This is a genomic window from Pseudoalteromonas sp. 3J6, assembly GCF_903995135.1.
GTDB lineage: Bacteria > Pseudomonadota > Gammaproteobacteria > Enterobacterales > Alteromonadaceae > Pseudoalteromonas.
In genome coordinates, this window is the sequence record NZ_LR877185.1 from 3,836,395 (window position 1) to 3,862,423 (window position 26,029).

At 40.5% G+C, this 26,029-nt stretch carries 26 protein-coding genes; 10 read left to right on the forward strand and 16 right to left on the reverse strand.

Going from position 1 to position 26,029, the window contains the following annotated elements; genetic code table 11:
• Positions 1–9: 9 nt before the first annotated feature.
• Both P3J6_RS17570 and P3J6_RS17575 read right to left on the reverse strand, forming a co-directional pair.
• Positions 10–939: a porin gene (locus P3J6_RS17570; protein WP_198523666.1), complete on the reverse strand. Its 930-nt coding sequence runs from the start codon at positions 937–939 to the stop codon at positions 10–12.
• A 164-nt stretch (positions 940–1,103) separates the two neighbouring features.
• Complete coding sequence (locus P3J6_RS17575; RefSeq protein WP_008467766.1) at positions 1,104–1,973, reverse strand: LysR family transcriptional regulator; 870 nt, start codon at positions 1,971–1,973, stop codon at positions 1,104–1,106.
• Positions 1,974–2,062: 89 nt separating this feature from the next.
• Between P3J6_RS17575 and P3J6_RS17580 the strand changes: the two genes are divergently transcribed.
• On the forward strand, positions 2,063–2,437 hold the full coding sequence (locus P3J6_RS17580; protein WP_138606645.1) for a DUF413 domain-containing protein: 375 nt from the start codon (positions 2,063–2,065) through the stop codon (positions 2,435–2,437).
• A gap of 86 nt (positions 2,438–2,523) precedes the next feature.
• The gene (locus tag P3J6_RS17585) at positions 2,524–3,756 is read left to right on the forward strand and encodes a GGDEF domain-containing response regulator (RefSeq protein ID WP_198523667.1); all 1,233 of its coding nucleotides are present in this window, start codon (positions 2,524–2,526) and stop codon (positions 3,754–3,756) included.
• Between the two features lie 3 nt (positions 3,757–3,759).
• Here P3J6_RS17585 and rarD read toward each other — a convergent pair whose 3' ends face one another.
• Positions 3,760–4,680 carry an EamA family transporter RarD gene (gene rarD / locus P3J6_RS17590; RefSeq protein WP_198523668.1) on the reverse strand — a complete coding sequence of 307 codons (921 nt, stop codon included), beginning with the start codon at positions 4,678–4,680 and terminating at the stop codon, positions 3,760–3,762.
• 51 nt (positions 4,681–4,731) lie between these two features.
• Positions 4,732–5,187: a thioesterase family protein gene (locus P3J6_RS17595; RefSeq protein WP_076918432.1), complete on the reverse strand. Its 456-nt coding sequence runs from the start codon at positions 5,185–5,187 to the stop codon at positions 4,732–4,734.
• 143 nt (positions 5,188–5,330) lie between these two features.
• On the opposite strand from P3J6_RS17595, the gene recQ reads away from it, so the two are divergent.
• From recQ to P3J6_RS17615, 4 genes are all read left to right on the forward strand, one after another.
• Positions 5,331–7,154: a DNA helicase RecQ gene (gene recQ, locus P3J6_RS17600; RefSeq protein WP_138606651.1), complete on the forward strand. Its 1,824-nt coding sequence runs from the start codon at positions 5,331–5,333 to the stop codon at positions 7,152–7,154.
• 7 nt (positions 7,155–7,161) lie between these two features.
• Positions 7,162–7,446, forward strand: a complete 285-nt coding sequence (locus P3J6_RS17605; RefSeq protein WP_010391549.1) for a DUF3630 family protein — start codon at positions 7,162–7,164, stop codon at positions 7,444–7,446.
• A gap of 139 nt (positions 7,447–7,585) precedes the next feature.
• Positions 7,586–9,304 carry a POTRA domain-containing protein gene (locus P3J6_RS17610; RefSeq protein ID WP_198523669.1) on the forward strand — a complete coding sequence of 573 codons (1,719 nt, stop codon included), beginning with the start codon at positions 7,586–7,588 and terminating at the stop codon, positions 9,302–9,304.
• A 64-nt stretch (positions 9,305–9,368) separates the two neighbouring features.
• Positions 9,369–9,944: a mechanosensitive ion channel domain-containing protein gene (locus P3J6_RS17615; RefSeq protein WP_198523670.1), complete on the forward strand. Its 576-nt coding sequence runs from the start codon at positions 9,369–9,371 to the stop codon at positions 9,942–9,944.
• Positions 9,945–9,997: 53 nt separating this feature from the next.
• On the opposite strand, the gene P3J6_RS17620 is transcribed toward P3J6_RS17615, so the two are convergent.
• The 3 genes from P3J6_RS17620 to P3J6_RS17630 form a co-directional block, all read right to left on the reverse strand.
• Complete coding sequence (locus tag P3J6_RS17620; RefSeq protein WP_198523671.1) at positions 9,998–11,056, reverse strand: succinylglutamate desuccinylase/aspartoacylase family protein; 1,059 nt, start codon at positions 11,054–11,056, stop codon at positions 9,998–10,000.
• On the reverse strand, positions 11,043–11,948 hold the full coding sequence (gene rimK / locus P3J6_RS17625) for a 30S ribosomal protein S6--L-glutamate ligase (RefSeq protein WP_008467750.1): 906 nt from the start codon (positions 11,946–11,948) through the stop codon (positions 11,043–11,045). The genes P3J6_RS17620 and rimK overlap by 14 nt, the downstream gene beginning before the upstream one ends.
• Before the next feature lie 66 nt (positions 11,949–12,014).
• Positions 12,015–12,437, reverse strand: coding sequence for an ATP-dependent zinc protease family protein (locus P3J6_RS17630; protein WP_010391555.1), 423 nt, complete (start codon positions 12,435–12,437; stop codon positions 12,015–12,017).
• A 249-nt stretch (positions 12,438–12,686) separates the two neighbouring features.
• On the opposite strand from P3J6_RS17630, the gene P3J6_RS17635 reads away from it, so the two are divergent.
• On the forward strand, positions 12,687–13,658 hold the full coding sequence (locus P3J6_RS17635) for a zinc transporter ZntB (protein ID WP_198523672.1): 972 nt from the start codon (positions 12,687–12,689) through the stop codon (positions 13,656–13,658).
• A gap of 66 nt (positions 13,659–13,724) precedes the next feature.
• On the opposite strand, the gene rraB is transcribed toward P3J6_RS17635, so the two are convergent.
• The 9 genes from rraB to P3J6_RS17680 all read right to left on the reverse strand — a co-directional run bounded on the left by rraB (position 13,725) and on the right by P3J6_RS17680 (position 22,719).
• Positions 13,725–14,060 (reverse strand): ribonuclease E inhibitor RraB, encoded by a 336-nt coding sequence (rraB, locus tag P3J6_RS17640; RefSeq protein ID WP_008110603.1) that lies wholly within the window; start codon positions 14,058–14,060, stop codon positions 13,725–13,727.
• On the reverse strand, positions 14,060–14,773 hold the full coding sequence (locus P3J6_RS17645) for a 1-acylglycerol-3-phosphate O-acyltransferase (protein ID WP_178956564.1): 714 nt from the start codon (positions 14,771–14,773) through the stop codon (positions 14,060–14,062). Before P3J6_RS17645 ends, rraB begins: the two co-directional genes overlap by 1 nt.
• 175 nt (positions 14,774–14,948) lie before the next feature.
• Positions 14,949–17,237, reverse strand: coding sequence for a DNA topoisomerase IV subunit A (gene parC, locus P3J6_RS17650; RefSeq protein WP_138608435.1), 2,289 nt, complete (start codon positions 17,235–17,237; stop codon positions 14,949–14,951).
• A gap of 10 nt (positions 17,238–17,247) precedes the next feature.
• Positions 17,248–18,342 carry a PQQ-dependent sugar dehydrogenase gene (locus tag P3J6_RS17655; protein WP_198523673.1) on the reverse strand — a complete coding sequence of 365 codons (1,095 nt, stop codon included), beginning with the start codon at positions 18,340–18,342 and terminating at the stop codon, positions 17,248–17,250.
• 31 nt (positions 18,343–18,373) lie between these two features.
• A complete protein-coding gene (gene parE, locus P3J6_RS17660; RefSeq protein ID WP_198523674.1) occupies positions 18,374–20,263 on the reverse strand; it encodes a DNA topoisomerase IV subunit B in 1,890 nt (629 codons plus the stop codon).
• Positions 20,264–20,283: 20 nt separating this feature from the next.
• Entirely contained in the window at positions 20,284–20,847 is a 564-nt protein-coding gene (locus tag P3J6_RS17665; RefSeq protein ID WP_010391565.1) for a YqiA/YcfP family alpha/beta fold hydrolase, read from the reverse strand.
• On the reverse strand, positions 20,832–21,617 hold the full coding sequence (locus P3J6_RS17670; protein WP_198523675.1) for a metallophosphoesterase: 786 nt from the start codon (positions 21,615–21,617) through the stop codon (positions 20,832–20,834). The genes P3J6_RS17665 and P3J6_RS17670 overlap by 16 nt, the downstream gene beginning before the upstream one ends.
• Positions 21,604–22,062 carry a DUF1249 domain-containing protein gene (locus P3J6_RS17675; RefSeq protein WP_198523676.1) on the reverse strand — a complete coding sequence of 153 codons (459 nt, stop codon included), beginning with the start codon at positions 22,060–22,062 and terminating at the stop codon, positions 21,604–21,606. The genes P3J6_RS17670 and P3J6_RS17675 overlap by 14 nt, the downstream gene beginning before the upstream one ends.
• 30 nt (positions 22,063–22,092) lie before the next feature.
• On the reverse strand, positions 22,093–22,719 hold the full coding sequence (locus P3J6_RS17680) for an NUDIX domain-containing protein (RefSeq protein ID WP_198523677.1): 627 nt from the start codon (positions 22,717–22,719) through the stop codon (positions 22,093–22,095).
• A gap of 205 nt (positions 22,720–22,924) precedes the next feature.
• On the opposite strand from P3J6_RS17680, the gene tolC reads away from it, so the two are divergent.
• From tolC to P3J6_RS17695, 3 genes are all read left to right on the forward strand, one after another.
• Entirely contained in the window at positions 22,925–24,283 is a 1,359-nt protein-coding gene (gene tolC / locus P3J6_RS17685; protein WP_198523678.1) for an outer membrane channel protein TolC, read from the forward strand.
• Positions 24,284–24,389: 106 nt separating this feature from the next.
• Complete coding sequence (gene lpxL / locus P3J6_RS17690) at positions 24,390–25,313, forward strand: LpxL/LpxP family Kdo(2)-lipid IV(A) lauroyl/palmitoleoyl acyltransferase (protein ID WP_054201907.1); 924 nt, start codon at positions 24,390–24,392, stop codon at positions 25,311–25,313.
• 37 nt (positions 25,314–25,350) lie between these two features.
• Positions 25,351–25,923, forward strand: coding sequence for a toxin co-regulated pilus biosynthesis Q family protein (locus tag P3J6_RS17695; RefSeq protein WP_010391576.1), 573 nt, complete (start codon positions 25,351–25,353; stop codon positions 25,921–25,923).
• The last annotated feature ends 106 nt before the right edge of the window (positions 25,924–26,029 follow it).

The following is a 26,029-nucleotide window of genomic DNA, read 5'->3' on the forward strand; positions in this document are numbered from 1 at the left end:
AAGTATTAGTTAAAACTTATATTCCATACCTAAACCTAGGTAATCTTGGTCAACGTTGTTGTCCATATCAAAACTTGAGTAAAAGCCAAATACCTTAAGGTTTTTGTTTAGCTTGTGATCAACACCTACCGATACTGCGCTTTTATCATCGCTGTCATCAAAATCCATTGTTTGATATTGCACTTTAAAAGTGTTGCTACCCATTAGATAAGCTGCATTTACTAAGTAACCGTCAGCCTCAGCGCTACCGTCTACTTTTTCTTGTGTTTGGTACATTGCGCCAAGTCTAAAATCTTCAATTTTACCTTGAACTGTTGCACGTACTACGTCGTAACCATTTACTTCACTATCAGCAGCAACAGCGGCATATACAGCGCTCTTTTTAAGGCCTGAATCACCGTAAGTTAACGCCACTGAGTAACCATTTTTGGCATCTTTATCGTCTTCTGCAATAAATGAAGCTAATACTTTAAAGCCTTCATATGAGTTTGAGGCGTAAGATACTGAGTTACCTAAACGGTTTTCACCTTTAAACGTGTTTTTAATATCACCTTCAAGGTCATTAAATAGATCAAGTTTACCTTGCGCCTGCTTTAGCGCGGTATCGTTACGGCCTATTACTACCTGACCAAATGAACCTTTAAAACCTACATATTGATTACGCGCTGAAATATTATCTTTATCGCCTTTTGAGTCAGCGTCCGACACATCAACCTGAAACTCAAACTTATAAACAGCTTCTAAACCGTCTGAAATTTTTTCAGACCCCTTAAGTCCGAAACGAGATGCATTACTTTTAATTTCAGTAAACGACCCTTCTCCATCATCAGATGATTGAACGGTTACATTCGCTTTACCGTAAATGTCTACTTCTGCAAGCGCATTAAAAGATAAACCACTAAGTAAGGCTAGGCATAGGCTCGATTTTGCAAATTTCATGTTATTTCCTCGATAAACACAATAGACTAATTTTTAAAACAGCAGCAGTGTGTCACCGCTAAATGACAAAAATATTACAAAGGACATATTTTTGTCTTTTTAAGTTAATAAAACTGCATTAAATCTGAAATCAAAATAACATCTAAAAATATACCGTCTAACGACTACTTACTTTGTTTCAGTAAACTCGGTGTCATTTGCGACAGCAAATTAACCAGAGTTTCTATTAACTCTTTCTGTTCGTTATCTCTATGATAGGCAACAAATACATCTCTTGACGTATTTTCTACCCCTTTTACATGAAAAAGTTCGCCTTTTTCTAAATGGTCTTTAACTAATACCTGTGGAATAAACGCACTGCCGCCACATTGCAGTATTAAATCAAGGGCTATACGTCCGGTACTGGTTCTAAAATAAGGCGGCGTTTTACCGGTAAATTGACGGGCGTGCCAAAGAGAAAACGTAGTTCCCCAATCAACATAAACATATTGATTATCAAAAAAGTTATCGCCTGTTGCGGTATCGTAGCCACTAACCGGAATAATAGGTAGTTCACAAATTCGTTCAACAACGAGTTCGTCTACTTTTGGTGGATCAAATAAAATGGCTAGATCAAGGGTGCGCTCTAATAGTAATCGAGTACTCTCTTGTTGTGCTTTTACCTCTGCCACCAAAGATACACCGGGCATAGCCGATACTATATTTGTAATACCAAACTGTAAAAACGCATCCCAAATATTAGGAGTCCCAGCCAAGCTGATTTGCTTATGCATATTATCTGCAAGTGCAACATCCACTTTGGCCCTTTGCATTCCAGTAATAATCATTTGTGCATGCGGCAACAAGCGCTCACCCGGAGCCGTTAGTTGAATATTATTGCGCTGGCGAATAAATAAATTTACGCCTAAGCCCTGCTCTAATTGACGAATTCGAAAACTCACTGCAGACTGCGTTATGTATAGGTTTTCTGCCGCTTTACCAAAATGGCGAGTACGCACCACTTCAACAAATGTTTTTAATAAATCTATGTCCAATTTTTTATCCTCACGATAAAAATTTTTTGTTTAAAAAAATAGCGATTATGACCCATACTCCAGCTAATAATTGGTATGAGGGTACAGCTATGAGCAATGATATTTCACTACTTCGTCAAGCATTTGTTAGTCAACGTCAGTTTTATGATGATCAAAACTTTCCACGCGGATTTAGCCGCAGCGGACACTTTACCTTGTTAGAGGCAAGTATTTTAGAACAGCACGGTGTTGTTTTAAAAAGTTTGTATAACAAAACAGTTGAGCCGCAAAACGAATATCAACAACAATTTGTAAATGCAATAAGTGGCATCATAGAGCCAAGTAACCCCATTGAGCGAGCATGGGTTAAATACTTAAAGCTAACAACCTGCAAAACAAAATTTCATACATTATTTGGTCGCTCAAAAATTTCAGGGCCAACACCAATCAGCCAAGATTATTATTCTGAGGCTGACAATCTATAAGTCATTACAATAGTTGCTTTTTGGCGTTTTAGCAGTTACAACTTGTATAAGCAAACACTTTTGCAAAATTTAAACAAGGCTGTTACGTGACGCACAGAATACTTATTATTGAAGACACCCCTACTATTGCGCGAGTGCAAAAGCATATCGCGCAAAAAGCGGGCTACGAGGTTGATATTGCTCAGTCGCTGGCTGAGACTAAAGAGCTGATAAGTAAACATGCTTACTTTTGCGCAGTGGTAGACTTTATATTACCTGATGCCCCACAAGGGGAAGCGGTTCCCTGCACCGTTGCAGCAGATATTCCTACCATAGTTATGACAGGCAATATCGATAATCAAACTCGCGATACCGTCGAAAAATACCCTATTATTGATTACATTATCAAAGGCAATAAACAAGCTTACGAATATTTAGAAAAGCAGCTTTATCGCCTACCTCGAAATAAGCAGGTAAAAGTACTGGTTGTTGATGATTCAGCTTCAACACGCCAATATATTTGTAATTTATTAACACGTCATAAATATCAAATCTTTCAAGCAGCCGATGGCCTAGAGGCGCTTAAAGAGCTTGAAAACACCCCTGACATCTCTGTGATCATTACCGATAAAGAAATGCCTAACATGGGCGGTATTGAGCTATGTAATGAAATTAGGCGCATTTATAGTAATGACGAAAAAGCTGTTATTGGTATCTCAGGCGCTACATCGTCTAATTTGTCTGCTTTATTTCTAAAAAATGGAGCAAACGATTATCTATATAAACCTTTTAACAGTGAAGAATTTTACTGCCGGTTGAGCCAAAACGTCGATATGCTAGAGCATATCGAAACTATAAAACGCCAAGCCAATACCGACTATTTAACTAAACTCCCTAATCGCCGTTACTTTTTTGAAGAGGCTAGTAAGTCATTAAAGCAGTTTAAAAAAGCAAAAATGCCGGCACAGCTCGCCATGCTTGATATTGACCATTTTAAAGCGATTAACGATACCTATGGTCATGATGCCGGAGATGAAGTGCTTAAAGGGCTTGCGATATGCTTTAATAAATATTTTGAAAACCAATTGATTGCCCGTTTAGGCGGAGAAGAATTTGCGGTATTTTTTACTCAGCTAACCGAACAGGAGGCACTAAAACGACTAGAGAGCTTCAGGCTTTTTATTGAGCTTAACAGTCATGAATTCAGTCAAGCAAACATCAAGTTTACGCTGTCGATAGGCTTCAGCAACAGTAAAACCTATCAGATTGATGAGCTATTAAAACAAGCCGACTTAAAGCTCTACAAAGCCAAAGAGTCGGGTCGTAATAAAGTGGTTTAGTTTTTAAACCACACCAGAGGCTACAATGGCCGCTTTTCTGCGTTTTCGCGATTGATGGTATGAGTCCCAACTAAAAATAGCCAATGCGCTCCAAATACACGCAAAGGTAATTACGCGCTCAGCATCAAACACCTCACCATAAAATACCACCGCTAAAATAAACATTAGGCTAGGCCCTATATACTGAAAAAACCCTAACGTTGTATATTGCAAACGCTTAGCCGCGCCGGTAAAACACAGCAGTGGCAGCGTAGTTACTATGCCCGCGCTCACCAATAATGCATTAGTTAGCCAATCATTCACTGGTAAATTTGACGTTTCAGTCGGTACCATTAGCCACCAATAGGTAAGCGCCACGGGTAACAATATTAATGCCTCAATTAAAATCCCAGGCAGAGCATCAACTTGTAGCTTTTTACGTAATAAGCCATATAGTGCGAAAGATGTCGCTAATGAAAACGCTACCACGGGGAATGAGCCAAAACTAATTAGCTGTAACAACACGCCTGTAAAAGCTAAAGCAACAGCAGCACCTTGCAACTTACGTAATCGCTCGTTTAAAAACACCATACCAAGCAACACATTTAATAGAGGATTAATGTAGTAACCTAGGCTGGCATCCAACATGTGATTGTTATTGATGGCCCAAATAAACAATCCCCAGTTAAACCCTAGTAAGGTCGAGGTAACAACTAACATCAAAATAAGTTTAGGTTGGATTAAAATGCGTTTAATTTTATCCCAGTAGCTGAGCACACTCACCACCACAATAAGAAACACCACTGACCAAATAACACGGTGCATTAAAATTTCAAATGCTGACACATGTTGGATCATCTTAAAATAAATGGGTGCGAGGCCCCACATAAAAAAAGCGAGGCAGGCAAAAATAGCGCCCTTTCGCTGCTCGGTATCAATCGACATAGTAACCACTTGGTGATTTAAAAGGCCGTCAGTTTACCCCCCTCTCACTTTTTAGCCAACTAAATACGTGCCCGTTCCAAAAGCAATTTGTACTGACTGCTCATTGTGTAACTCCATTCGGCACACACATACTTTATTTCCTGAGCGAATCAGCTTAGCACTAGCAATAAATACCTCGCCTTTGCCTGGACGTAAATAGTCGGTGCGTAAATCTATTGTCCCCAGTGTGGCTAACTTTTTATGTACACTGGGTAAATCTGCATCGTCTAATTTTCCTATAACGCTGGCGGCAGCAAGCATTCCACCCACATTATCAAGTACCGCCGAAATAACCCCACCATGGAGAATTTTTTGCGCAGGGTTGCCTATTAACACATCTTGCCAAGGAAAGGAGATTTTAGCTTGTTCAGTACTAAGTGACTCCACCGCTATTTTTAAAAACTGGTTAAAAGGCATATTATTTACAAACAACGCCCCAACTTGTTCAATCAACATTTCTTTATTCATTATTATTCTCTATGTTTTAAGGTGGTACGATGAGTAAAGCACAACTTAAAGCTGTTGTAACCTCCTCGGTTATCATTACCGATGTTTACACCAAGTAATGAAAGCTAAAGACATCCTGATAAAAAACCACTAAAATAGCGCCGATGAATACACTAACTCCCTCTCCAAGTACGCTGGTGCGTAAACCTGAAACTGTACTCAAACAAGTGTTTGGTTACAGTGAATTTCGCGACGGTCAAAGTGCAGTAATTGATGCTGCGATTAACGGCCAAGACTCGTTAGTATTATTGCCTACCGGTGGTGGTAAATCGGTGTGTTACCAAATACCCGCACTAGTGTTAGAGGGGGTAACCATTGTTATCTCTCCGCTCATTTCTTTAATGCAAGATCAAGTAACTCAGTTACAAGCTCTAGGCGTAAAAGCCGCTTATATAAATAACAGCTTAGCCCGTGAAGAACAGCAGTTAGTCTATCAGCAGTTGCATCAAGGACTAATAAAATTACTTTATGTTGCCCCAGAGAAAGTGCTGCAAAGAGAATTTTTAGAGCGCTTATCGCATTTAAATGTCAGTTTGTTTGCTATTGATGAAGCACACTGTGTTTCTCATTGGGGACATGACTTTAGGCCTCATTATTTTAGGTTAAATGAATTAAAGCAACGCTTTACACATGTACCTATGATGGCACTCACTGCCACCGCAGATAAAGCCACCCGCTTTGATATTGTTGAGCAACTCAAGCTACAGCAGCCATATATTCACACCGGTAGCTTTGACCGCCCTAATATTCGTTACACCATAGAAGAAAAATTTAAACCTATGGTGCAATTACTACGTTATTTGAAAGAGCAAAAAAATCAAAGCGGTATTATTTATTGCACCAGCCGCAAGCGAGTTGATGACATTGCTGAAAAGCTTGCCGATGCAGGTCTTAATGCGGCGGCTTATCATGCGGGAATGAGCAACGAACAGCGTCAATTTGTGCAAACTGGGTTTGCCCGTGACGATATTCAAATTGTGGTTGCCACCGTTGCCTTTGGTATGGGAATTAACAAGCCTAACGTACGTTTTGTACTGCACTATGACATTCCAAAAAGTATTGAAGCGTATTATCAGGAAACCGGTCGCGCTGGACGTGATGGACTCGCTGCAGAAGCCATTATGTATTTTGACCCCGCCGATATAGGCCGGGTTAGACGCTTTTTTGAAGATATTGACGATGAACAACGCCGTCGTGTAGAAGAGCAACGCTTTAATGCCATGGCCAGTTTTGCCGAAGCGCAGACCTGCAGACGTCAAATATTATTAAACTACTTTAGTGAATACCAACGAGAGCCGTGCGGTAACTGCGATATTTGCTTAAATCCTCCAAAAAGCTTTGATGGCACACTGGTGGCCCAACAAGCACTTTCGTGTGTGTATCGGGCACAGCAACGATTTGGTTTAGGTTACATTGTAGAGTTATTACGCGGCGCAAATACCAGCCGCATTCGTGATAACAACCATCATGAACTCAGCACCTATGGCATAGGTAAAGATAAAAGCAGTGAGTTTTGGCTCAGTATTTTACGCCAACTTATTCACCAAGGGCTACTAAGCCAAGATATAACCCAAGGCGCATCACTACGGCTTACCGAAGCTGCACGCGCTATTTTAAAGAGTGAGTATGCGCTACAACTGGCTGAACCACGCCTACAAGCTAAGCACGTTTATCAGGATAAATTAGCGCAGTTTAATTACGATAAAAAGTTATTTGCTCGCCTACGTGCATTACGTAAAGAATTAGCCGATGCCGATGACGTACCCCCTTATGTAGTATTTAACGATAAAACGCTGGCCGAAATGGCGCAGCTTATGCCTACCAACGACAGTGAATTTTTAAAAGTGTCGGGGGTTGGTTTTACTAAATTAAACAAATATGGCGGTGAGTTTTTAACCGCAATTCGACATTATCTAGCAACGCAATAAGCCCCTTATGACCGAACTTGAATACGATCACACACATCAATGCATTATTGTTAAACCAACAGAGTTGCCGCACGATGAAGACTTTGAGTTGTGGGGAACGTTTTTTTTGCACAGCGATGAAATTAGCATTAGTGAATTTGCAGCTGGGGCTGATCGTCACCAACTGCGTTTTAACTATGCTAACCACACTTTTAATTTAAATTTTGAGCATTACAGTCAAAGTGTGTGGATTAACGGCGAAGGTCAAGATGCCGACAACCTATTGGCAGCGTTAACATTTTATTTAAGCTAAGGCCACGCCTATTTATCGCTAATACCTTATAATTGCTATAAAAAACAAACTAAATTGGCACTTTTACTTACATATTAATAACAATGATGTAAGCTAAGAGTAAGTGTTTTATTTTGCAAAATAGCGCTAAAGAGGATCAATGCTAAATAGAAAATGGATTGCACGTAGTTGTTTTAGCCTTTCTATTTTGAGTATGTTTATGCTCAGCGTTTACGCGCAAGAAACGCCACTAGCCCAAAGCTGTGCAAATGGTGACTCATTACAAACTAATGAAAGTAATTTGCGTCGACAAATCGAGTCTCAACCTCCACCGCTTACGATAAATAGTAACGCTAAAATTGCCTCAATTAATCTTAAACAACTTAATGTTTTTAATACCGAACTCGAAGCTGAAAACAACGCACTGTTTCGCTTTGCTAATCGTGCACATATACAAACTGAGCCTGAGGTTATTAAAAGCATTTTATTGTTTAAAGCGGGTGATACTTTTAATCAAAAAACCTTGGCTGAATCTGAGCGGCTACTGCGTAAACAAAACTATTTATATGACGCACAAATTGTTGCCAACGAAAACTGCGATGGCGATATTGATGTAACCGTGGTGACTCGCGATTTGTGGACTTTGCTACCCGAGCTTAGCTTTAGCCGCAGTGGTGGCGAAAATAAATCAAGTATCGGCTTTCGCGAGTCTAACTTATTTGGTTGGGGCAAACGATTATCGTTTGCTCGCAAAACCGACAGTGATCGTAATGGCTATTTATTTGTTTACGATGATCCAAATATCCTATCAACACGCTACAGAGGTCGTATAGAGTATGCCGATAACAGTGACGGTAAAAGCCACTTAGTTGAGCTAACTTATCCGTTTTACGCCATCGATACACCTTACAGTTATGGTGCCTTGAGTTACTCGACCCAGCGAGAAGAGGCGCTCTATCTCAGGGGCGATAAATTTAGTGAATTTGAACAGACCACCGATCTAAATCAGGTATTTTTTGGTCACTCTAAAGCCCTTAGCCATAACTGGACACAGCGCTTGAGCCTAGGTTATATCGATGAGCAACAAACATTTAAAAGCATAGATGAAACCACTGTGCCGCTAGCTGAAAATAGGCAGCTTAGTTATCCTTATGTAAGCGGCCACTGGTTTGAAGATAACTTTATAAAAGTGCGTAACTTTGACAGTATTTACCGTACCGAGGATTTAAATTTAGGTTGGAATATAAAAGCTACGCTGGGTTATTCTGATGAATCAATTAGTAACGACGATAGCCGCGCTATTTACTCGTTTAACTTTAACAAAGCACATTTTAGTGGTGATAATACGCTATGGCGGTTTCACGCAGATATTCAAGGTTATTGGAATAAAGAACAAAAACAGCTTGAAAACTTAATCACCACCAGCCAAATTCAATATTATTTAAATACCAGTATTGATCAGTCTTGGTATGTAAAAGCCAGGCTGCAATACGCAAAAAACCTCACCAACGATAAGCAGCTCACTCTCGGGGGCGAAACAGGTTTACGCGGTTACCCTATTGAGTTTCAACATGGCGATCGGAGTTTTTTAGTCAGCTTAGAAAAGCGCTACTATTGGGAGTATGACTTACTACAACTGTTTAAAGTGGGAGGCGCAGCCTTTCTAGATGTAGGTCGCGCATGGTATAACAATGACTCGAATACCCTGTATCAAATTGAAAACACACCTGTACTTAAAAATGTTGGACTCGGTTTACGCCTTGCGCCAAGCCGCGCCAATGCAGGTACCATGATCCACCTTGATATTGCCGCGCCACTAAATAAATATAACGATGTTGACTCGGTACAATGGCTACTGAGCGTTAAAAATTCTTTTTAAATCACTACTGCGCACAAAGCTAACACGTTACACTTTGCGCCTATCATTATTGTGAGAATACGTTTTGGAATTAATCTCTCTTTTAGAGCTTGTGAGCACACAATATAAGTTAATCGTAACTGTAATTGCGCTGTTGAGTTTTCCGTTACTGTTAAAGCTAACTAAAAAATTACTCGAAAAAGCCATTAGAGGTAAAATCGACTTACACAGAAAATACCGAGCAGAGTTACTATTAAAAATAATACTCGCCTTTGTTATGTTGTGTTTAGTATTAGTTTTTTGGGGAATAGAGCTGCGTGGTTTATTAGTATTAGGTTCTTCCTTATTTGCCATGTTAGGCGTTGCGCTGTTTGCTGCTTGGTCTCTATTGAGCAACTTAACCGCGTTTTTATTGATGTTTATTCAAAATGACTGCCGTGTAGGCTATTGGGTTAGAATCGTGGATGGTGCCAATGCCATTGAAGGACGCATTATTGAAATGGGGCTGATGAATGTATTACTAGAACACGTTGATGGGCATAGGGTGATTTATCCAAATAACTTATTTGTTACCCGCCCAGTGTTAGTTCTCAATACAGAGCCACAACCAACAAAGGCGCCTAAAATTAAACGTATTATTGGCCCAAAACCACGTAATTAAATAAAAATTAAAAAAGCCGCTTAAGCGGCTTTTTTAATTTTTTACCAGTGAAGTTAATTATTCAGCTCAGCCGTTTTCAGTTCATCATCTAAGTCATTTATCTCATCAATAAACGTTTCTAGCTGCTGCTCTACCAGGCTATTTGCATGTGCAAAATAAGCAATGTGGAATACGGCATCGCCTTCATTTACTAGAGGCATGGTTTGCTGACCAATAATAATACCGCTACGTGGAGCGAGTAATTCAAGCTCAGAGTCGCCAAGTGGGCTACTTATATACGCCAGTATTTGCCCCTTTGTGACACGTTCACCTAACGATACTTGCGCTCTTACTATGCCGTCAACCTCAGCACGTACCCAACTTGTTGAACCAGCAATAATCGGCTCAGGTAGTTTTTTTGGTCGTTTACCGCGCATCATTTTTAAATGGCGCATAACATAATCAACCCCTTGTACTCCCGCAGCAATCGCAATCGGGTCAAAGCGCAGCGCCTCACCGGCTTCGTAGGTAATAACGGGTATGCCCAAATTAGCCGCTTCACTACGTAGTGAACCATTGCGCAGTGATGCGTTAATTACAGCTGGTGTGCCAAAGGCCTTAGCCATTTGCGCTGTAGCTTCATCGGCTAAATTAGCACGTATTTGCGGTAAGTTAGTACGGTGAATCGCCCCCGTATGTAAATCTATAATATGCGTACAGTGCACAGCAACTTGGTTAAAAAACATATACGCCATACGACCTGCTAACGAGCCACGTTCAGAACCTGGAAAGCTTCGGTTCATATCACGACGGTCAGGCAAGTAACGCGACTTATGAATAAAACCAAATACATTCACAATCGGCACCGCTATTAATGTGCCTCGTAGCTGGCTAGGGTCGATTTTAGCCAGTAGCTGGCGCACTACTTCAACTCCATTTAGCTCATCGCCATGTATTGCCGCACATACCATCAATACAGGGCCTTCCATTACACCATTGACCACTTCAATAGGAATATTAAGCGGTGAATGGGTATAAAGCTTTGCAGCTTCCAGCGCCAGTGATTTTCGCTCACCCACGCCAATACTTTCACCTAATAAGGTAAAAGGACGGTTAATTTTAACCTTTGCCACGTGTTGCTGTTCCTTTCACTGAGGCCGTTTTTTCGATGAAATCAATCACCATACCCGCGATATCTTTACCTGTTGCCACTTCAATTCCCTCAAGGCCTGGCGATGAGTTTACTTCCATAACCAAAGGACCACGAGATGAGCGAAGTAGGTCAACGCCAGCAACGTTTAAGCCCATTGCTTTTGCCGCTGCAACCGCTGTTTTACGCTCTTCTGGGGTAATACGCACCAGTGTCGCACTACCACCACGATGAAGATTAGAGCGGAACTCGCCTTCTTGCGCTTGGCGTTTCATTGCTGCAATCACTTTATCGCCCAATACAAAACAACGAATGTCTGCACCGCCAGCTTCTTTAATATACTCTTGCACCATGATATTAGCTTTTAAGCCCATAAATGCTTCAATAACACTTTCAGCTGCTTTACGTGTTTCAGCCAATACCACACCAATACCTTGAGTACCTTCCAGTAATTTAATAACAACCGGTGCACCGCCTACCATTTCTAATAAATCTTTTACGTCATCGGGCTTGCTGGCAAAGCCTGTGACCGGCATACCTACACCTTTACGTGATAGTAATTGCAAAGAACGTAATTTATCGCGAGAGCGAGAAATAGCCACAGATTCATTAACAGGGAACACTCCCATCATTTCAAATTGGCGTAATACAGCACAACCATAAAATGTAACCGATGCACCAATACGTGGCACGATAGCATCGAAATCTTTTAGATTTTCACCACGATAATGAATTTCAGGTTGCTCTGAGTTTATGTTCATATAAGAGCGTAACGCATCAATTACTTTCACTTCATGTCCGCGCGCCTCAGCAGCTTCAATTAAACGACGCGTTGAATATAATTTTTTGTTACGAGATAAAATACCAATTTTCATAGTTAAAACCTTAACTAAATTATGTTGAGTAAGCACATGTAAGTGTATTTACTACTCAACGAATCCTTATAATAAGTGTGATAAAGCCGGATCAACGACTATACGATTTTCCATTGCTGTGCGCCCTAACAACATTCTAAACTTCATTGACGCACGACTTGTTAATGTAATTTCTATTGGCCAACTAAATTCGCCTGCATGCAATGTAGTTTCAATAAAGTAACGCAATTCTTTTTGGCCACTAGAGCTGGTAACGTACTTCATTTTTTTAACTTTGGCATTGCAGGTAATTTGCGTTTGCTCGTCTTCTTGCAATGGTTGGGCTGTAAATTTAACCCACTTTTCGCCATCTACTTCGTACTCTTCAATATTAATTGCATGAATACAGGAAGTACGCGCACCAGTATCTATTTTTGCTTTAATTTGCTCGATACCTAGCTCGGGTAAACTTAACCACTCACGCCAACCAACTGTTATTTTTGTCGTCATAAATGCGCCCTTAGTAAAAAAGTGTTTTATACGCTACCGCTAATAAAACACCAGCAAAATAAATTCATCCACTCGATAAGTCGATTTGATTGATCTTTTAAGTTTACTCGGTTAACAATGCCCTCTAATGTGTACACTTAACCATAGGCTAAAAAATAACTTTTTGTTGCTTAACTCTTCAAAGTAAAGCTAAGTTAAATACACTACAGTAAAACTGTATTAAAAACATACTATCTATGAGAAATTATTATGATTAACGGCTTACTTCATGCGCTTATTCTTGATGAACAAGGCGGCGCTCGCCCAATAGAAAACAGTAAACAATTACATCAATGGCAACCTACTGATGGAAAACTGTGGGTACATATGGATTACAGTCAAAAAGAAGCCGTTGATTGGTTAAAAAACTGCGGCCAATTAAACGACTACGAACTTGAATCACTTACCGCAGATGAAACACGCCCTCGTATTACTCCTACAATGAATGGCCATATGCTGTTTTTACGTGGAATCAATTTAAATCCAGCGCAAAGCCCTGAAGACATGGTGTCTATTCGCTTATTTATTAATAAAGATGTGGTGATCACTACCCGTAAGCGCCGATTATTGTCAGTGCAAGATATTTTAACCTCGTTGAATAATAATGAGGGGCCTAGCAGTATTTCTGATCTAGTGTGTAGCTTAGCGCAAAAGTTAACTTCACGTATGCAAACGGTAATAGATGAACTAGATGAAAGCTTAGATGAGTTTGAAGAAGAAATTGATGAGCCTAGTAAAAAGTTTGATAACCAGGGCTTGTCGCAACTTCGCCGTCAAACAATCGCGCTAAAACGGTACTTAAAACCACAAAAGGAAGCGCTCAGCAACATGGTTAATAATCATTACTCGTGGCTGTTTGACGATGATAAAGCCAAGCTAAATGAAACCACCAATTTACTTATTCGCTATTTAGAAGAGCTCGATAGTTCAATAGAGCGTGCACTCGTTATTCAGCAAACCATTACTAACCAAGTGTCTGAGCAATTAAATCAGCGTATGTATGTGATGTCGGTGGTGGCTGCTTTATTTTTACCACTGGGATTTTTGACTGGGTTATTGGGGGTCAATGTTGGCGGTATACCTGGCACAAACAGCCCATATGCATTCACTGCATTTGTGGTGTTTTTGGTTGTTTTGACTGGTGGGATTGGTATTTACTTTAAAAATAAAAAGTGGCTGTAATTACAACGCAGATCTAACAGCACAAAAAAGGCGAACATAATTGTTCGCCTTTTGCATTGGTAACCCTTACTCTTGAAAGTAAGTGCCCCAACCGTCGTATTCTACGTCGCATTCAACAGCGAGTTGTGCAAGCTTATCAACGTCTTCCATTATAACGTCAACATCTAATTCGGCTTCAACAACAATGTCAAAACTCCAAATCTTTTCGCCGTCTTCAAGCTCAAGTTCTGCTGGCTCTTCTACATCGTAACCTAGTTTAAACGCAGCAAGTGCAGCTTGTTCTAACTTAGTAAAGTCTTCACATACAAAGTGGTGTTCTACTTCATAAAGAATTTCCGGGTCGGAACCATCTTCAAGTAATGAAGTTACGATGTCTTCACTTATTTCACGCCAGTTTTCCATTATTTCTCTCTCACTTGAGCATCTAATTCTGTTATTTTAGCAGCCATAATGCTGTGCACACTTTTAGCATGTTCACGTGCACTGATACTGTTATCAAGTGCTATGGGGGCTAACATTTCAATGTAAATTGTACCATTATCCCAGCGATTTAGTTTAATGGTTTTATCGGTTGTGTTCATACATACTGGCACAACAGGTACCTCTGCACTCATTGCTGTATGAAACGCACCGGTTTTAAAGGGGAGTAAACCACGACCATAACTACGCGTCCCCTCAGGGAACATCCACACCGATAAGCCTTTTTGTTTTATTTTAGCCGCTGCTTTAGAAATAGTGCCTGCCGCTTTAGAGCGATTTGCTCTGTCGATTAAAATATTACCCGACAACCAATAAAGCTGACCAAAAAATGGGATCCACTTCAGACTTTTTTTGCCAACACTCACACAATTTTTTGGCACCATGGCTGGAACAGTAAATAAGTCATAGCTATTTTGATGATTCGCTACATACACAGCAGGCCCCACCTTAAGCGCATCGGGATGATATTTTAGTTCTAATTTAACCCCAAGCATTTTAGCCATTGAACCAAACCAACTTGCAATAACGTGCACATTATTAGGATGAAATGGTCTAAATATTGATAATAACAAACCAAAAAAACAACTTAACAATATAAACAACAGCATTATTAAAATACGTATAACAGCTAGCAAATGCGCCTCTCCAATATAACCACAATCATGTATTGCTCTATTATAACGTTATTTTGTTGCGTAGACGAGAAAATAGCGCACAAGCGTGCGCTGAAATAAAACAGTCATAAAAAAACGGCTTACCTAGGTAAGCCGTTTTCTAATTTCATCTAATTTGATCTCAGGATTAACTTGGCTATGCGTCTGAGCTTGGTTCATCTACTTGCTGCGGTGTTAACTCTACCACAGCTTCATCTACGCGCTGTAAACCACGAGGTAACTTATTCCCTCTGCGGCCTCGCTCGCCATGGTAATGCTCAAGATCGCTTGGTTTAAGGGTCAGCTTACGCTTACCTGCATGCAGCGTTACACTGCTGCCTTGCGGCACAACAGCTAATACTTTTACAAACTCTTCGCGGGCTTGCACTTTCGCACCCGGAATAGAAATAATTTTATTGCCCTTACCCTTACCTAGCTTAGGGAGGTCTCGCAGTGGGAATAACAACATCCGCCCTTCGTTAGAAATAGCCATACAGTAGTCAGTAGCCACGTCGTTAACGCGAATTGGAGAAAGTAATACACCACCTTTTGGCACACTCACTAACGCTTTACCGTTTTTGTTTTTACTCACTAAATCTTTAAAGTCAGTAATAAAGCCATAACCAGCGTCGGAGGCCATTAACAACACTTGAGTGTCTTCACCCATAACTACGTGCTCAAAGCTTGCGCCTGAGGTTAGATTAAAGCGCCCTGTCATTGGCTCGCCTTGGCTTCGCGCTGAAGGGAGACTGTGAGCATCAGTGGCAAATGCACGCCCTGCTGAATCTAAAAATACCGCTGGTTGATTACTTTTACCTCGAGCTGATGCTCTATAGCCATCACCAGCTCTGTAATTTAATCCTTCCACATCTAAGTCATGCCCCTTACCAACACGTGCCCAGCCTTTATCTGATAGCACCACGGTTACTGACTCTGATGGTATTAAATCTTTTTCGCTCAGTGCTTTGGCTTCTACACGCTCAATCACAGGCGAGCGGCGATCATCACCATACATTTCTGCAGCTTCTTGAATTTCTTTTTTCAATAAGGTCGACATGCGACGGTCTGAGCCCAGTGTTTGCTCTAATTTGTCACGCTCTTTCGCCAATTCATCTTGCTCACCACGAATTTTAAACTCTTCAAGTTTTGCCAAATGGCGAAGTTTTAATTCTAAAATGGCTTCTGCTTGAATATCGGTTAAATCAAAGCGCTCCATCAATATTGGTTTAGGCTTATCTTCAGAGCGGATGATTTCTATAACTTCATCAATATTTAAAAAGGCAGCTAGTAAACCTTCTAAAATATGTAATCGTGCCAGCACTTTATCAAGTCGATATTGCAAGCGACGACGTACCGTTTCGCGTCTAAAGGTTAACCACTCTGTTAAAATACTCCGTAAATCTTTAACCTGTGGACGGCCATCTAAGCCGAGCATATTTAAATTGACGCGGTAATTTTTTTCAAGATCGGTGGTGGCAAATAAGTGTGCCATTAATGGCTCAGCTTTAATTCGGTTTGAACGCGGCACAATCACAATGCGGGTCGGATTTTCATGATCAGATTCATCACGTAAATCGGCTACCATTGGCAACTTTTTAGCATTCATTTGCGCTGCAATTTGCTCAAGTACTTTTGCACCCGAACATTGATGCGGTAACGCAGTAATAACTATATCGCCTTGCTCTTCACAATACACAGCGCGCATTTTAATTGAGCCACGGCCAGTTTTATAAATTTTGTGAATATCAGCTTTTGGCGTAATTATTTCAGCATCAGTTGGGTAATCTGGCGCATGTACTAAATCCAGTAACTCTTCGAGCTCTGTTTTTGGTTTATCAAGTAATAAACAACAGGCACTGGCTACTTCACGCACATTATGCGGCGGTATATCGGTTGCCATACCTACCGCAATACCGGTGACACCATTAAGTAATATATGCGGTAAGCGCGATGGCAATACTAAAGGCTCATCCATGGTGCCGTCGAAGTTTGGCGTCCAATCAACGGTCCCTTGGCCTAACTCTTTAAGTAATACTTCAGAGAATTTAGATAAACGCGCTTCAGTATAACGCATTGCCGCAAACGACTTAGGATCGTCAGCTGCACCCCAGTTACCCTGACCATCAACTAACGGGTAGCGATAAGAAAACGGCTGCGCCATAAGTACCATGGCTTCATAACAGGCACTATCACCATGAGGATGGTATTTACCTAATACATCACCCACGGTACGGGCTGATTTTTTGTATTTAGCACTTGCCGATAATCCCAATTCACTCATCGCATAAATAATACGACGCTGAACGGGTTTTAAGCCGTCACCAACGTGCGGTAAGGCACGATCCATGATCACGTACATTGAATAATTTAAATAGGCGTCTTCGGTAAAACGCCCCATTGTTTGCTGTTCAATTCCTTGCATTAGCAAGGTATCTGTATCACTCATTAAAGCTTACCTAGTTTTTCTTATAGCTTACGCGGTAAATTACGTTTGCGTAATCATCGCTTACCAATAGACTGCCATCATTTAATTGTGCAAATGCAACAGGGCGTCCAAATGTCGTTTCGTCTTGCATAAAGCCGGTGATCAATGGCGTATATTTAGTTACTTTGGCATTTTCTATGGTTGCCACAGCCACTTTATAACCGACCTTTTTAGAGCGATTCCATGAACCATGCTCAGCAACAAACAACTGTTGTTTGTAGCTATCTGGGAACTGTTTGCCGGTATAAAAATGAATACCTAGTGGCGCAACATGCGCACCCAATGCCAATGCAGGTTGAGTGTAACTAGCAATATTTTTGCCTTCACCAAACTCAGGATCAACAATAACGCCACCATGCACGTATGGAAAACCAAAGTGCTCTTCTTCCTTAGTGACTCGGTTTAGCTCATCGGGAGGAATATCATCCCCCATCATGTCGCGGCCGTTATCGCTAAACCATAGCATTTGCGTACTAGGATGAAAGTCAAAACCCACCGTATTACGTACACCTTTGGCTAAAGTCGTTATTTCTTTGGTATCGGTATTTAACGAAAAAATACGGCCAAAGCGAGCATCTTCCTCACAAATATTACACGGTACGCCCACAGGAATTATCAGCTGGCCGTTTGGTGCAAAACGCAAAAATTTCCAACCATGATGACGCTCTGACGGTAAATCGCTATAAAACACTTCATACTCAGGGTTTTTGAGGTGTTTATCGATATTTTTAAAACGAATAATCCGGTGCACTTCACCGACATATAAGTCACCGCCTTTAATTGCTAATCCCGAGGGCATATTTAATCCCTCTGCAATCACTATTTTTTTATCTGCCACGCCATCGCTGTTATGGTCAATCAGTGCATACACATTGCCCGCCTTACGAGAACCTGCATACACAATACCTCGGCTTGATACTGCAATTTGCCGTGCATTTTCAACATCATCAGCAAATAAGCTGATTTCAAAACCCGGTGCAGCGGTCAGCTTGTCGAGTATACTTTTCGCCATCACTGGCGATGATATTAAACCCAGTAACAACAGTGTGCTAAATAACTTATTCATTTGCCTCTCCTGCTTTAAGCCCAAAGGCTTATTAAACTTGTGCCTTGTTACCGTGATCTTCTAACCATTGACGGCGATCTGATGAGCGCTTTTTAGCGAGTAGCATATCCATCATTTCCATTGTTTGCTGCTCTTCATCAAGAGTAAGCTGTACTAAACGGCGAGTATTTGGATCCATGGTTGTTTCACGCAATTGTAGCGGGTTCATTTCACCCAAACCTTTAAAGCGTTGTACGTTTACTTTGCCACGCTTTTTCTCTGCTTCTATGCGCGCTAAAATGCCGGTTTTTTCATCTTCATCCAGCGCATAGTAAACATCTTTGCCAATATCAATTCTAAATAACGGTGGCATAGCAACATACACATGGCCGGTTTTAACCAACTGTGGAAAATGTCGCACAAATAAGGCACATAGTAAGGTGGCAATATGCAGTCCATCGGAATCAGCATCCGCTAATATACAAATTTTATTATAACGTAGTCCCGACATATCGGCTGAGTCTGGGTCTATACCTAGCGCAACTGAAATATCGTGCACCTCTTGAGAGGCCAAAATTTGCCCTGACTCAACCTCCCAAGTATTTAAAATTTTACCTCTTAGCGGCATAATTGCTTGGAACTCACGATCTCGTGCTTGCTTTGCCGAGCCGCCTGCAGAATCACCCTCTACTAAAAACAATTCTGTACGGTCATTATCCGCAGCGCTACAGTCGGTAAGCTTGCCTGGTAATGCTGGGCCTGATGTAACTCGCTTACGTACTACTTTTTTAGCCGCACGTAAGCGACGCTGTGCATTAGAAATACATAATTCAGAAAGTAGCTCTGCGGTGTCAGTGTGCTCATTTAGCCATAGGCTAAAGGCATCTTTTACTACACCCGATACAAACGCAGCACATGAACGTGATGAGAGTTTCTCTTTGGTTTGCCCTGCAAATTGTGGGTCTTGCATTTTAACCGATAACACATAGCTACAACGTTCCCAAATATCATCTGGGGTAAGCTTTACGCCACGTGGTAATAAATTTCTAAACTCACAAAATTCACGCATTGCTTCAAGTAAACCTTGGCGCAGACCATTTACATGGGTGCCCCCTTGCGCGGTAGGAATTAAGTTTACATAACTTTCGGCTATCGACTCACCACCTTCAGGCATCCATACTACCGCCCAATCAGCGCCTTCAATAGAACTTGAAAACTCACCCACAAATGGGTCTTTAGGTAGTATTTCGTAACCTTTAACGGCTTCAATTAAGTAATCTTTTAAGCCTGTTTCATAAAACCATTCTTGGGTTTCTTTCGTTTGTTTATTTACAAACTTAATACGCAAACCTGGGCATAAAACCGCTTTGGCCTTTAATAAGTGATTAAGCTTAGTCAAAGAAAAATTAGCAGAGTCAAAATAGCTGGTGTCTGGCCAAAAACGTACCGTAGTACCGGTGTTGCGTTTACCCACTGAACCAACCACATTTAAATCTTCAACTTTATCGCCATGCTCAAAAGCCATTCTAAATTGCTGTGCATCACGGCGAACCGTTACTTCCACGCGGGTAGATAGCGCATTAACAACCGAGATACCTACGCCATGCAAGCCACCAGAAAATTGATAGTTTTTGTTTGAAAACTTACCGCCGGCATGCAGCTTAGTAAATATTAACTCAACTCCTGGAATACCTTCTTCTGGGTGAATGTCAATTGGCATACCTCGGCCATCGTCACTCACCTCAAGCGAATTATCTTCATGTAAAATGACATCAATACGTGTTGCGTGCCCAGCCATTGCTTCATCAACACTGTTATCAATTACCTCTTGGCCTAAATGGTTTGGCCTTGTGGTATCTGTATACATGCCAGGGCGGCGTTTTACCGGCTCTAATCCATTAAGTACTTCAATGGCTTCGGCGTTATAATTTTGTTGAGTCATAGTTTTTATCTTTATATACGCTAATATCTGATTTTAAGAAAATCGACAATGCTTGAAAAAGCTCTCTCAAAGCCATTAAAGCTATGATCGCCGCCAAATTCAATTAACTGTTTACATTGTGAGTAATACTTTATTGCGTGCTGAAAATTTAACACTTCATCCCCTGTTTGCTGTAATAAATACAACAGCTCAGGGTGTTTTAACTCTGTCACCGTTAATGCTTTTAACGCATCTATATGACGAGATTGTAATTGGTAATTATAATCTTGATACGGATTATAATTAGGCCCAAGTATAGGCTCTAATAATGTATATGGGGCAACGGCAGGATTAATTACCACCGCAGGAATTTGATAACGCTGCGATAAATACGTGGCAAAAAAACCACCTAGCGAGCTGCCCAATAATACGGTATTCGGTGTTAATAGTTGCTCAAGCGCTATAATAGCCTCTACAGGCTCATGATTTAAGCGCGGCACACAATAATCAACATCATAGTGTGCCATAAGCTCACCAAAGCGCACAGCTTTATATGATTTTTCAGAGCTATTAAAACCGTGAATATAAATTACCCGTTTAACCATACCACGTCCGAGTGTATGTGCAGCTGTTGTTGCTCAGCATTTAAATACAGCATGCGATAAGCTGACCCTTTATTTTCTTGCTGCCAAGTCTCACTGTGTTTACTAAACTGCACGCAACTTGCAGGAGTGGCGTACACATTAAGCCCTCTAAACTGCTGTTGGTAGTCATTGTGAACATGCCCATGAAACAGCGCATCAACGCGGCCATTATTAACTAATAAATTTAATAGTTGCGGCCCATTTTCTAGCATATGTTTATCTAGGTAGCCATTAATAGGCAATGGGTTGTGATGACAAAATGCAATGTGGCGATTGCTTGAATTAACTAAGCACGCCATAATTTCATCCAAATGTGTGGCGCTAACCCACCCTGCTGGTGTATCACCTTTAGAGTTAATTAATATTAGCTCAATTCCTTGTGCCACTATGTGTTTAGCGTGTTGTATTTGTCCACCACTAATTAAATTAAGCTGTTCAATCTCATCATGGTTACCAGGTACCCAAAATACAGGGCAATCAACGTCACTATTATGAATAAGTTCTGCAAATAATAAATACGAATTAAAGCTGTGATCTTGTGTTAGGTCTCCACCAAATATCAACGCATCCGGCTGCTGCTTTGCTATATCAGCTAATGCTTTAACAAAATGTTCTGCTGTATTAACGCCAAAGTATTCAGCATCTTTATTACTAAAAAGGTGGCAATCAGTTAGATGTGCAATTCGAAGCGTAGTTTGTTCAAAATAATAAGTGTCATCAAACCAAGCCATTATTTACATCCCAATTAAGTGTTGATTGACCTTTTTCAACACACGCTACTAACCAATCATATAAAAAAGCATTTAACTGATACTTTTCATCTTTTTGATGCATTTTTGGGTTAGGGTAACCATATGAAGGCTTTATTCGTTGGTGGTAGTCATGATGAACAATTTCAGCCACCTTCGCATCATTGTACAAACGTACCGTTAAATACAACGGAGCAATGCCAACGAGCATGCCATTTAACTGTTTAATAGACACATCGAGTGTGTATTTGGCACTATCATCTATGTGAATTGCAAATTCACTGTGGCCTAATTTAATTTCTCTTACATTGCCAATCACTCGATCATGAGGCAGTAATTTTAAAAGGCGTACGTAATTGTGCTCACAAAGCGTTAAATACTTTGGAAGGCTTTGAATGTACCGATTAGTGGTTAAAATTGCTGTCAAAATACCGCCATTACTATTAAAAATTAAAAACTATGCCCACTTTTTACGTATCTTATCGCGATTTAGCGCTAACCATTGCAAGCTAATTACGGTAGCGGCATTATCTATTTCACCACTATTAAGTCGCTGCTGTGCTTCGTCTACGTGCATAATATGGGTTTTAATATCTTCACCTTCTGTTTCTAACCCATAAATGCCAGTACTCATTTGGCTTAAATCGGCGTGAGCTAAATATAAGAACAAACGCTCTGTAGTACCGCCGGGGCTTGAAAGGTAAGACAGCATAAACTCAAGTTCTGTTAAATTAAGCCCTGCTTCTTCAAACGCTTCTTTTTTAACAACCGCTTCGTAATCTTCACTGTCATCGGTCATACCCGCTATACATTCTAACAGCCAAGGCGTATGTTTGCTTTTAATTGCGCCAATTCGAATTTGTTCTATGAGCAATACTTGCTCAGTCACTGGATCATAAGGTAATACCGCGACCGCATCGCCACGCTCTAAAATTTCTCGACGAATAACCTCAGACTCTCCACCAGCAAACAGGGCATGCTGAAATTGATAAAGGTTTATTTTAAAAAAACCGTTATACAAATTTTCAACCGGTTTTAATCTCACATCATCATGGGTAAATTGAGTACGACTTTTATTCGCCATGTTTTTTATTTCCTTTTTGAAAGCGTAGATACATCAACGCCTTGATTGCCAGCCCTATTAAAACGCTAAATTGAGCGAATGAGGCGTGTTAGGTATATATTCTGTTACACTTGAGAACGTTGTTTTACTAATTTTTTTTTTAGTTATTAAGTAAAACAGGTTAACATGCCTGTAGTACAAAAATTGTCTAAGGACCGAACATCACATGAAAAAGAACATCCTTGCAGCACTGGTTAGTTTATCATGCGCATTGGGCTCAACCGTAGCCAATGCTGAAGATTTACTTCAAGTTTTTGAAATCGCAACAGCCAACGATCCTACCGTTTTAAAAGCAAAAGCCCAAGCTGATGCTCAATCATACCAAAGCGATCGCGCTATGAGCGCATTATTACCGCAAATTGGTTTGACTATGGGTTATACAAAGTCTGACTCAACTTCCTTCAGACAATCTGAAGATTTATCTTCTATTAATAAAATTAATTCTGAAAGCGACGAGTTTTCTCGTGGTATTAGCTTAAGCCAAACGTTATTTGATTTAGGCGCATGGAATTCATTAGGTATAGCCGACAAACAAGCACTTCAAGCAAGCGGTCAATACGACTTTGCTAAGCAAAACCTAATTGTTCGTGTTGCTGAGGGTTATTTTAACGTACTTAGCGCTATTGATAACCTTGAATTTGTACAAGCTGAAAAACGTGCCATTGAGCGCCAACTTGAACAAACTAAACAGCGTTACGCTGTAGGTTTAACAGCTATTACCGATGTACATGAAGCACAAGCACAATTTGATAACTCAGTAGCGCAAGAGATCATTGCTAATAATGCGGTAGAAACAGCCCGTGAGCAGCTACGTGAGATCACTGGTAAGTATCACGCAAAGCTTGATATGTTAAACACCAAAACGTTTTCTACTGTTAAGCCAAGTACGCCTGCAACTGATTTAGTTAAAATAGCTAAAGACAAAAACTTAAATCTGCAAGTATCAAAAATAACGGTTGATATAGCTAAAGAACAAATTGAACTCGCAAAAGCAGGTCATTACCCAAAACTAACGTTAAATGCTAGCTACGGCGACTCATTAACAGATAGTGAGTTAAATGGCGCTAGTTTTGACGACCAGCCTCGTTCTGATTCAACCTCTATTGGACTAAACTTTAGCGTCCCACTTTACTCAGGTGGCGCAACGGTTGCTGCAACAGATCAAGCACGTGCATTTTACGTTGCTGCTAGCCAAGATTTTGAAACCGATTATCGTGCAGTAACTCGCTCTGTAATTACTTCTTACAATCAAGTGGTATCTGACATTGCAACATTTAAAGCGCTCGAACAAGCAGTTATCTCAGCTGAAAGTGCATTAAAAGCCACTGAAGCGGGTTTTGAAGTAGGTACACGTACAATCGTTGATGTACTGATCAGTACGCAAAACTTGTACAATGCAAAGCGTAACCTTGCTGATGTACGTTATCGTTATGTTGTATCAACGCTTCGCTTAAAACAAGCAACAGGAACATTGAGCCGTGAAGATTTAGTGGGTATAAACCAAGGTTTAAATACCGTTAACTAAGCAGACGACTTCATTATAAATAATCACTAAAGCCAGCTTTTTGCTGGCTTTTTGTATTTTTTAACACATAGCGTTAAACTAGCCTTTTATTTTTAGAGAAATTTTTGTGGTTAACTCATCCCCTTTTAAAGCCTCTTTTTTAGGTCCTCGTTATTGGCTAACCTGGATTGGTGTTTTGTTTTTATATCTCATTTCTTGGTTACCGCAAAAACTACAATTAGCTATGGGTAAGCAGCTAGGACGCTTGGTTCATAAATATATGAAGCGTAGAAGGCATATTGCTGAGGTTAATATTAAACGCTGTTTCCCCACAATGAGCGAAACCGAGCAACAACAGCTGGTACTTAAGAACATGGAAAATACCGGTATTGCGATGGTTGAAACCGGCATGGCTTGGTGGTGGCCACAGTGGCGGGTCAAAAAAGTACTCGGGTCAATAAAAGGGCTTGAGCATTTTGAGCGCGTACAACAATCAGGAAAAGGCGTTTTATTACTTGTTCCACATATACTGCATCTTGAAATGACAAGTCGTGTAATGGGTTTGAAGTGCCAAGGTATTGGCTTTTACCGCCCGCATAACAATCCGCTTATGGAATACTTTACCACCAATGGACGTCTTCGCTCTAATGAATACATGGTTGGAAAAAAAGACGTAAAAGGATTATTAAAATCATTAAAAAATAAAAAACTGTGTTATTACTTACCCGATCAGGATTATGGCCGTAACCGCTGTGAGTTTGTGCCTTTTTACGCAGTACCCGATACAGCAACCACCACTGGTACACTAATGTTTGCAGGTAGTAAAAACTGCGAAACAATGAGCTTAATTGCTTATAGGGATAACAACGGAAAGTACCACTTAGAAATCGTGCCTGAGCTTGAAAACTTCCCAAGCGGCGATGATAAAGCCGATGTAACACGTGTTAATCAGCGCATGGAACAATCAATAAATGCCGCCCCTGAACAATATATGTGGTTGCATAGACGTTTTAAAACACGACCCGATAAAGACGCCCCCTCTTTCTATTAAAGATGGGTTATTAAAATAACAAAGATGAGTAACAGCCATGTGGTTTTGGATTAGATATATACTTTTAGCTTTATTGTTAATTGGTGCAGCCATTTACTTTCTACTAAATGGTTCGTCGTCACTCAATTATCAACAAACCACTAACGCTGCGGCTGAAGGGTTATCGCGGTTTTATGCATCAATCCGAGATAGAATTTCTGTCAATAAAGACAATGACAAATTTGTAATTGAACTCGAAAAACCCGATCTTAGCCTCGACAGAGCGCTAAACCAGCGTTCTTTTGTAGTAGAGCCTATGCCTTTAAATTGGAGTGGAGAAGTAGGCCCGCGTCGCTTCCAACGTGACTCAACCTTGCGTACCGTACTAACCCAATATGCTAATAACGAAGGTATTACTTTAATGTGGTACTTAGACAAAGATTACGTTGTTAAGGATCACTTTCGAATAGATAGCAGTTTTAACTCCGCTTTATACCGCGTTAGCCGCTCTATAAATGATGATTTTTCAAATGAAGTGTATGCGTTTTTCTGCCCTAAACAACGCGCAGCGGTTATTACCGAGCTACCGTCTGAATTTGTACGTACAAACTGTTTAAAGCTAAGTAATTAACTAGGGTCTGTTGACCTTTCAAGGTTGAATTTGCAGCAGTCTGTTTGGTATTTAGGCAAGGCAGAGCCTATGAAGTGTGGTTATTCCCCATAAATAGGCGATAACG

Coding starts and splice junctions, on each gene's coding strand:
- P3J6_RS17570 (WP_198523666.1), bottom strand. CDS start 939: ATGAAATTTGCAAAATCGAGCCTATGCCTAGCCTTACTTAGTGGTTTA.
- P3J6_RS17580 (WP_138606645.1), top strand. CDS start 2,063: ATGAGCAATGATATTTCACTACTTCGTCAAGCATTTGTTAGTCAACGT.
- rarD (WP_198523668.1), bottom strand. CDS start 4,680: ATGTCGATTGATACCGAGCAGCGAAAGGGCGCTATTTTTGCCTGCCTC.
- P3J6_RS17595 (WP_076918432.1), bottom strand. CDS start 5,187: ATGAATAAAGAAATGTTGATTGAACAAGTTGGGGCGTTGTTTGTAAAT.
- recQ (WP_138606651.1), top strand. CDS start 5,331: ATGAATACACTAACTCCCTCTCCAAGTACGCTGGTGCGTAAACCTGAA.
- P3J6_RS17605 (WP_010391549.1), top strand. CDS start 7,162: ATGACCGAACTTGAATACGATCACACACATCAATGCATTATTGTTAAA.
- P3J6_RS17610 (WP_198523669.1), top strand. CDS start 7,586: ATGCTAAATAGAAAATGGATTGCACGTAGTTGTTTTAGCCTTTCTATT.
- rimK (WP_008467750.1), bottom strand. CDS start 11,948: ATGAAAATTGGTATTTTATCTCGTAACAAAAAATTATATTCAACGCGT.
- P3J6_RS17630 (WP_010391555.1), bottom strand. CDS start 12,437: ATGACGACAAAAATAACAGTTGGTTGGCGTGAGTGGTTAAGTTTACCC.
- P3J6_RS17635 (WP_198523672.1), top strand. CDS start 12,687: ATGATTAACGGCTTACTTCATGCGCTTATTCTTGATGAACAAGGCGGC.
- rraB (WP_008110603.1), bottom strand. CDS start 14,060: ATGGAAAACTGGCGTGAAATAAGTGAAGACATCGTAACTTCATTACTT.
- parC (WP_138608435.1), bottom strand. CDS start 17,237: ATGAGTGATACAGATACCTTGCTAATGCAAGGAATTGAACAGCAAACA.
- P3J6_RS17655 (WP_198523673.1), bottom strand. CDS start 18,342: ATGAATAAGTTATTTAGCACACTGTTGTTACTGGGTTTAATATCATCG.
- parE (WP_198523674.1), bottom strand. CDS start 20,263: ATGACTCAACAAAATTATAACGCCGAAGCCATTGAAGTACTTAATGGA.
- P3J6_RS17665 (WP_010391565.1), bottom strand. CDS start 20,847: ATGGTTAAACGGGTAATTTATATTCACGGTTTTAATAGCTCTGAAAAA.
- P3J6_RS17670 (WP_198523675.1), bottom strand. CDS start 21,617: ATGGCTTGGTTTGATGACACTTATTATTTTGAACAAACTACGCTTCGA.
- P3J6_RS17680 (WP_198523677.1), bottom strand. CDS start 22,719: ATGGCGAATAAAAGTCGTACTCAATTTACCCATGATGATGTGAGATTA.
- tolC (WP_198523678.1), top strand. CDS start 22,925: ATGAAAAAGAACATCCTTGCAGCACTGGTTAGTTTATCATGCGCATTG.
- P3J6_RS17695 (WP_010391576.1), top strand. CDS start 25,351: ATGTGGTTTTGGATTAGATATATACTTTTAGCTTTATTGTTAATTGGT.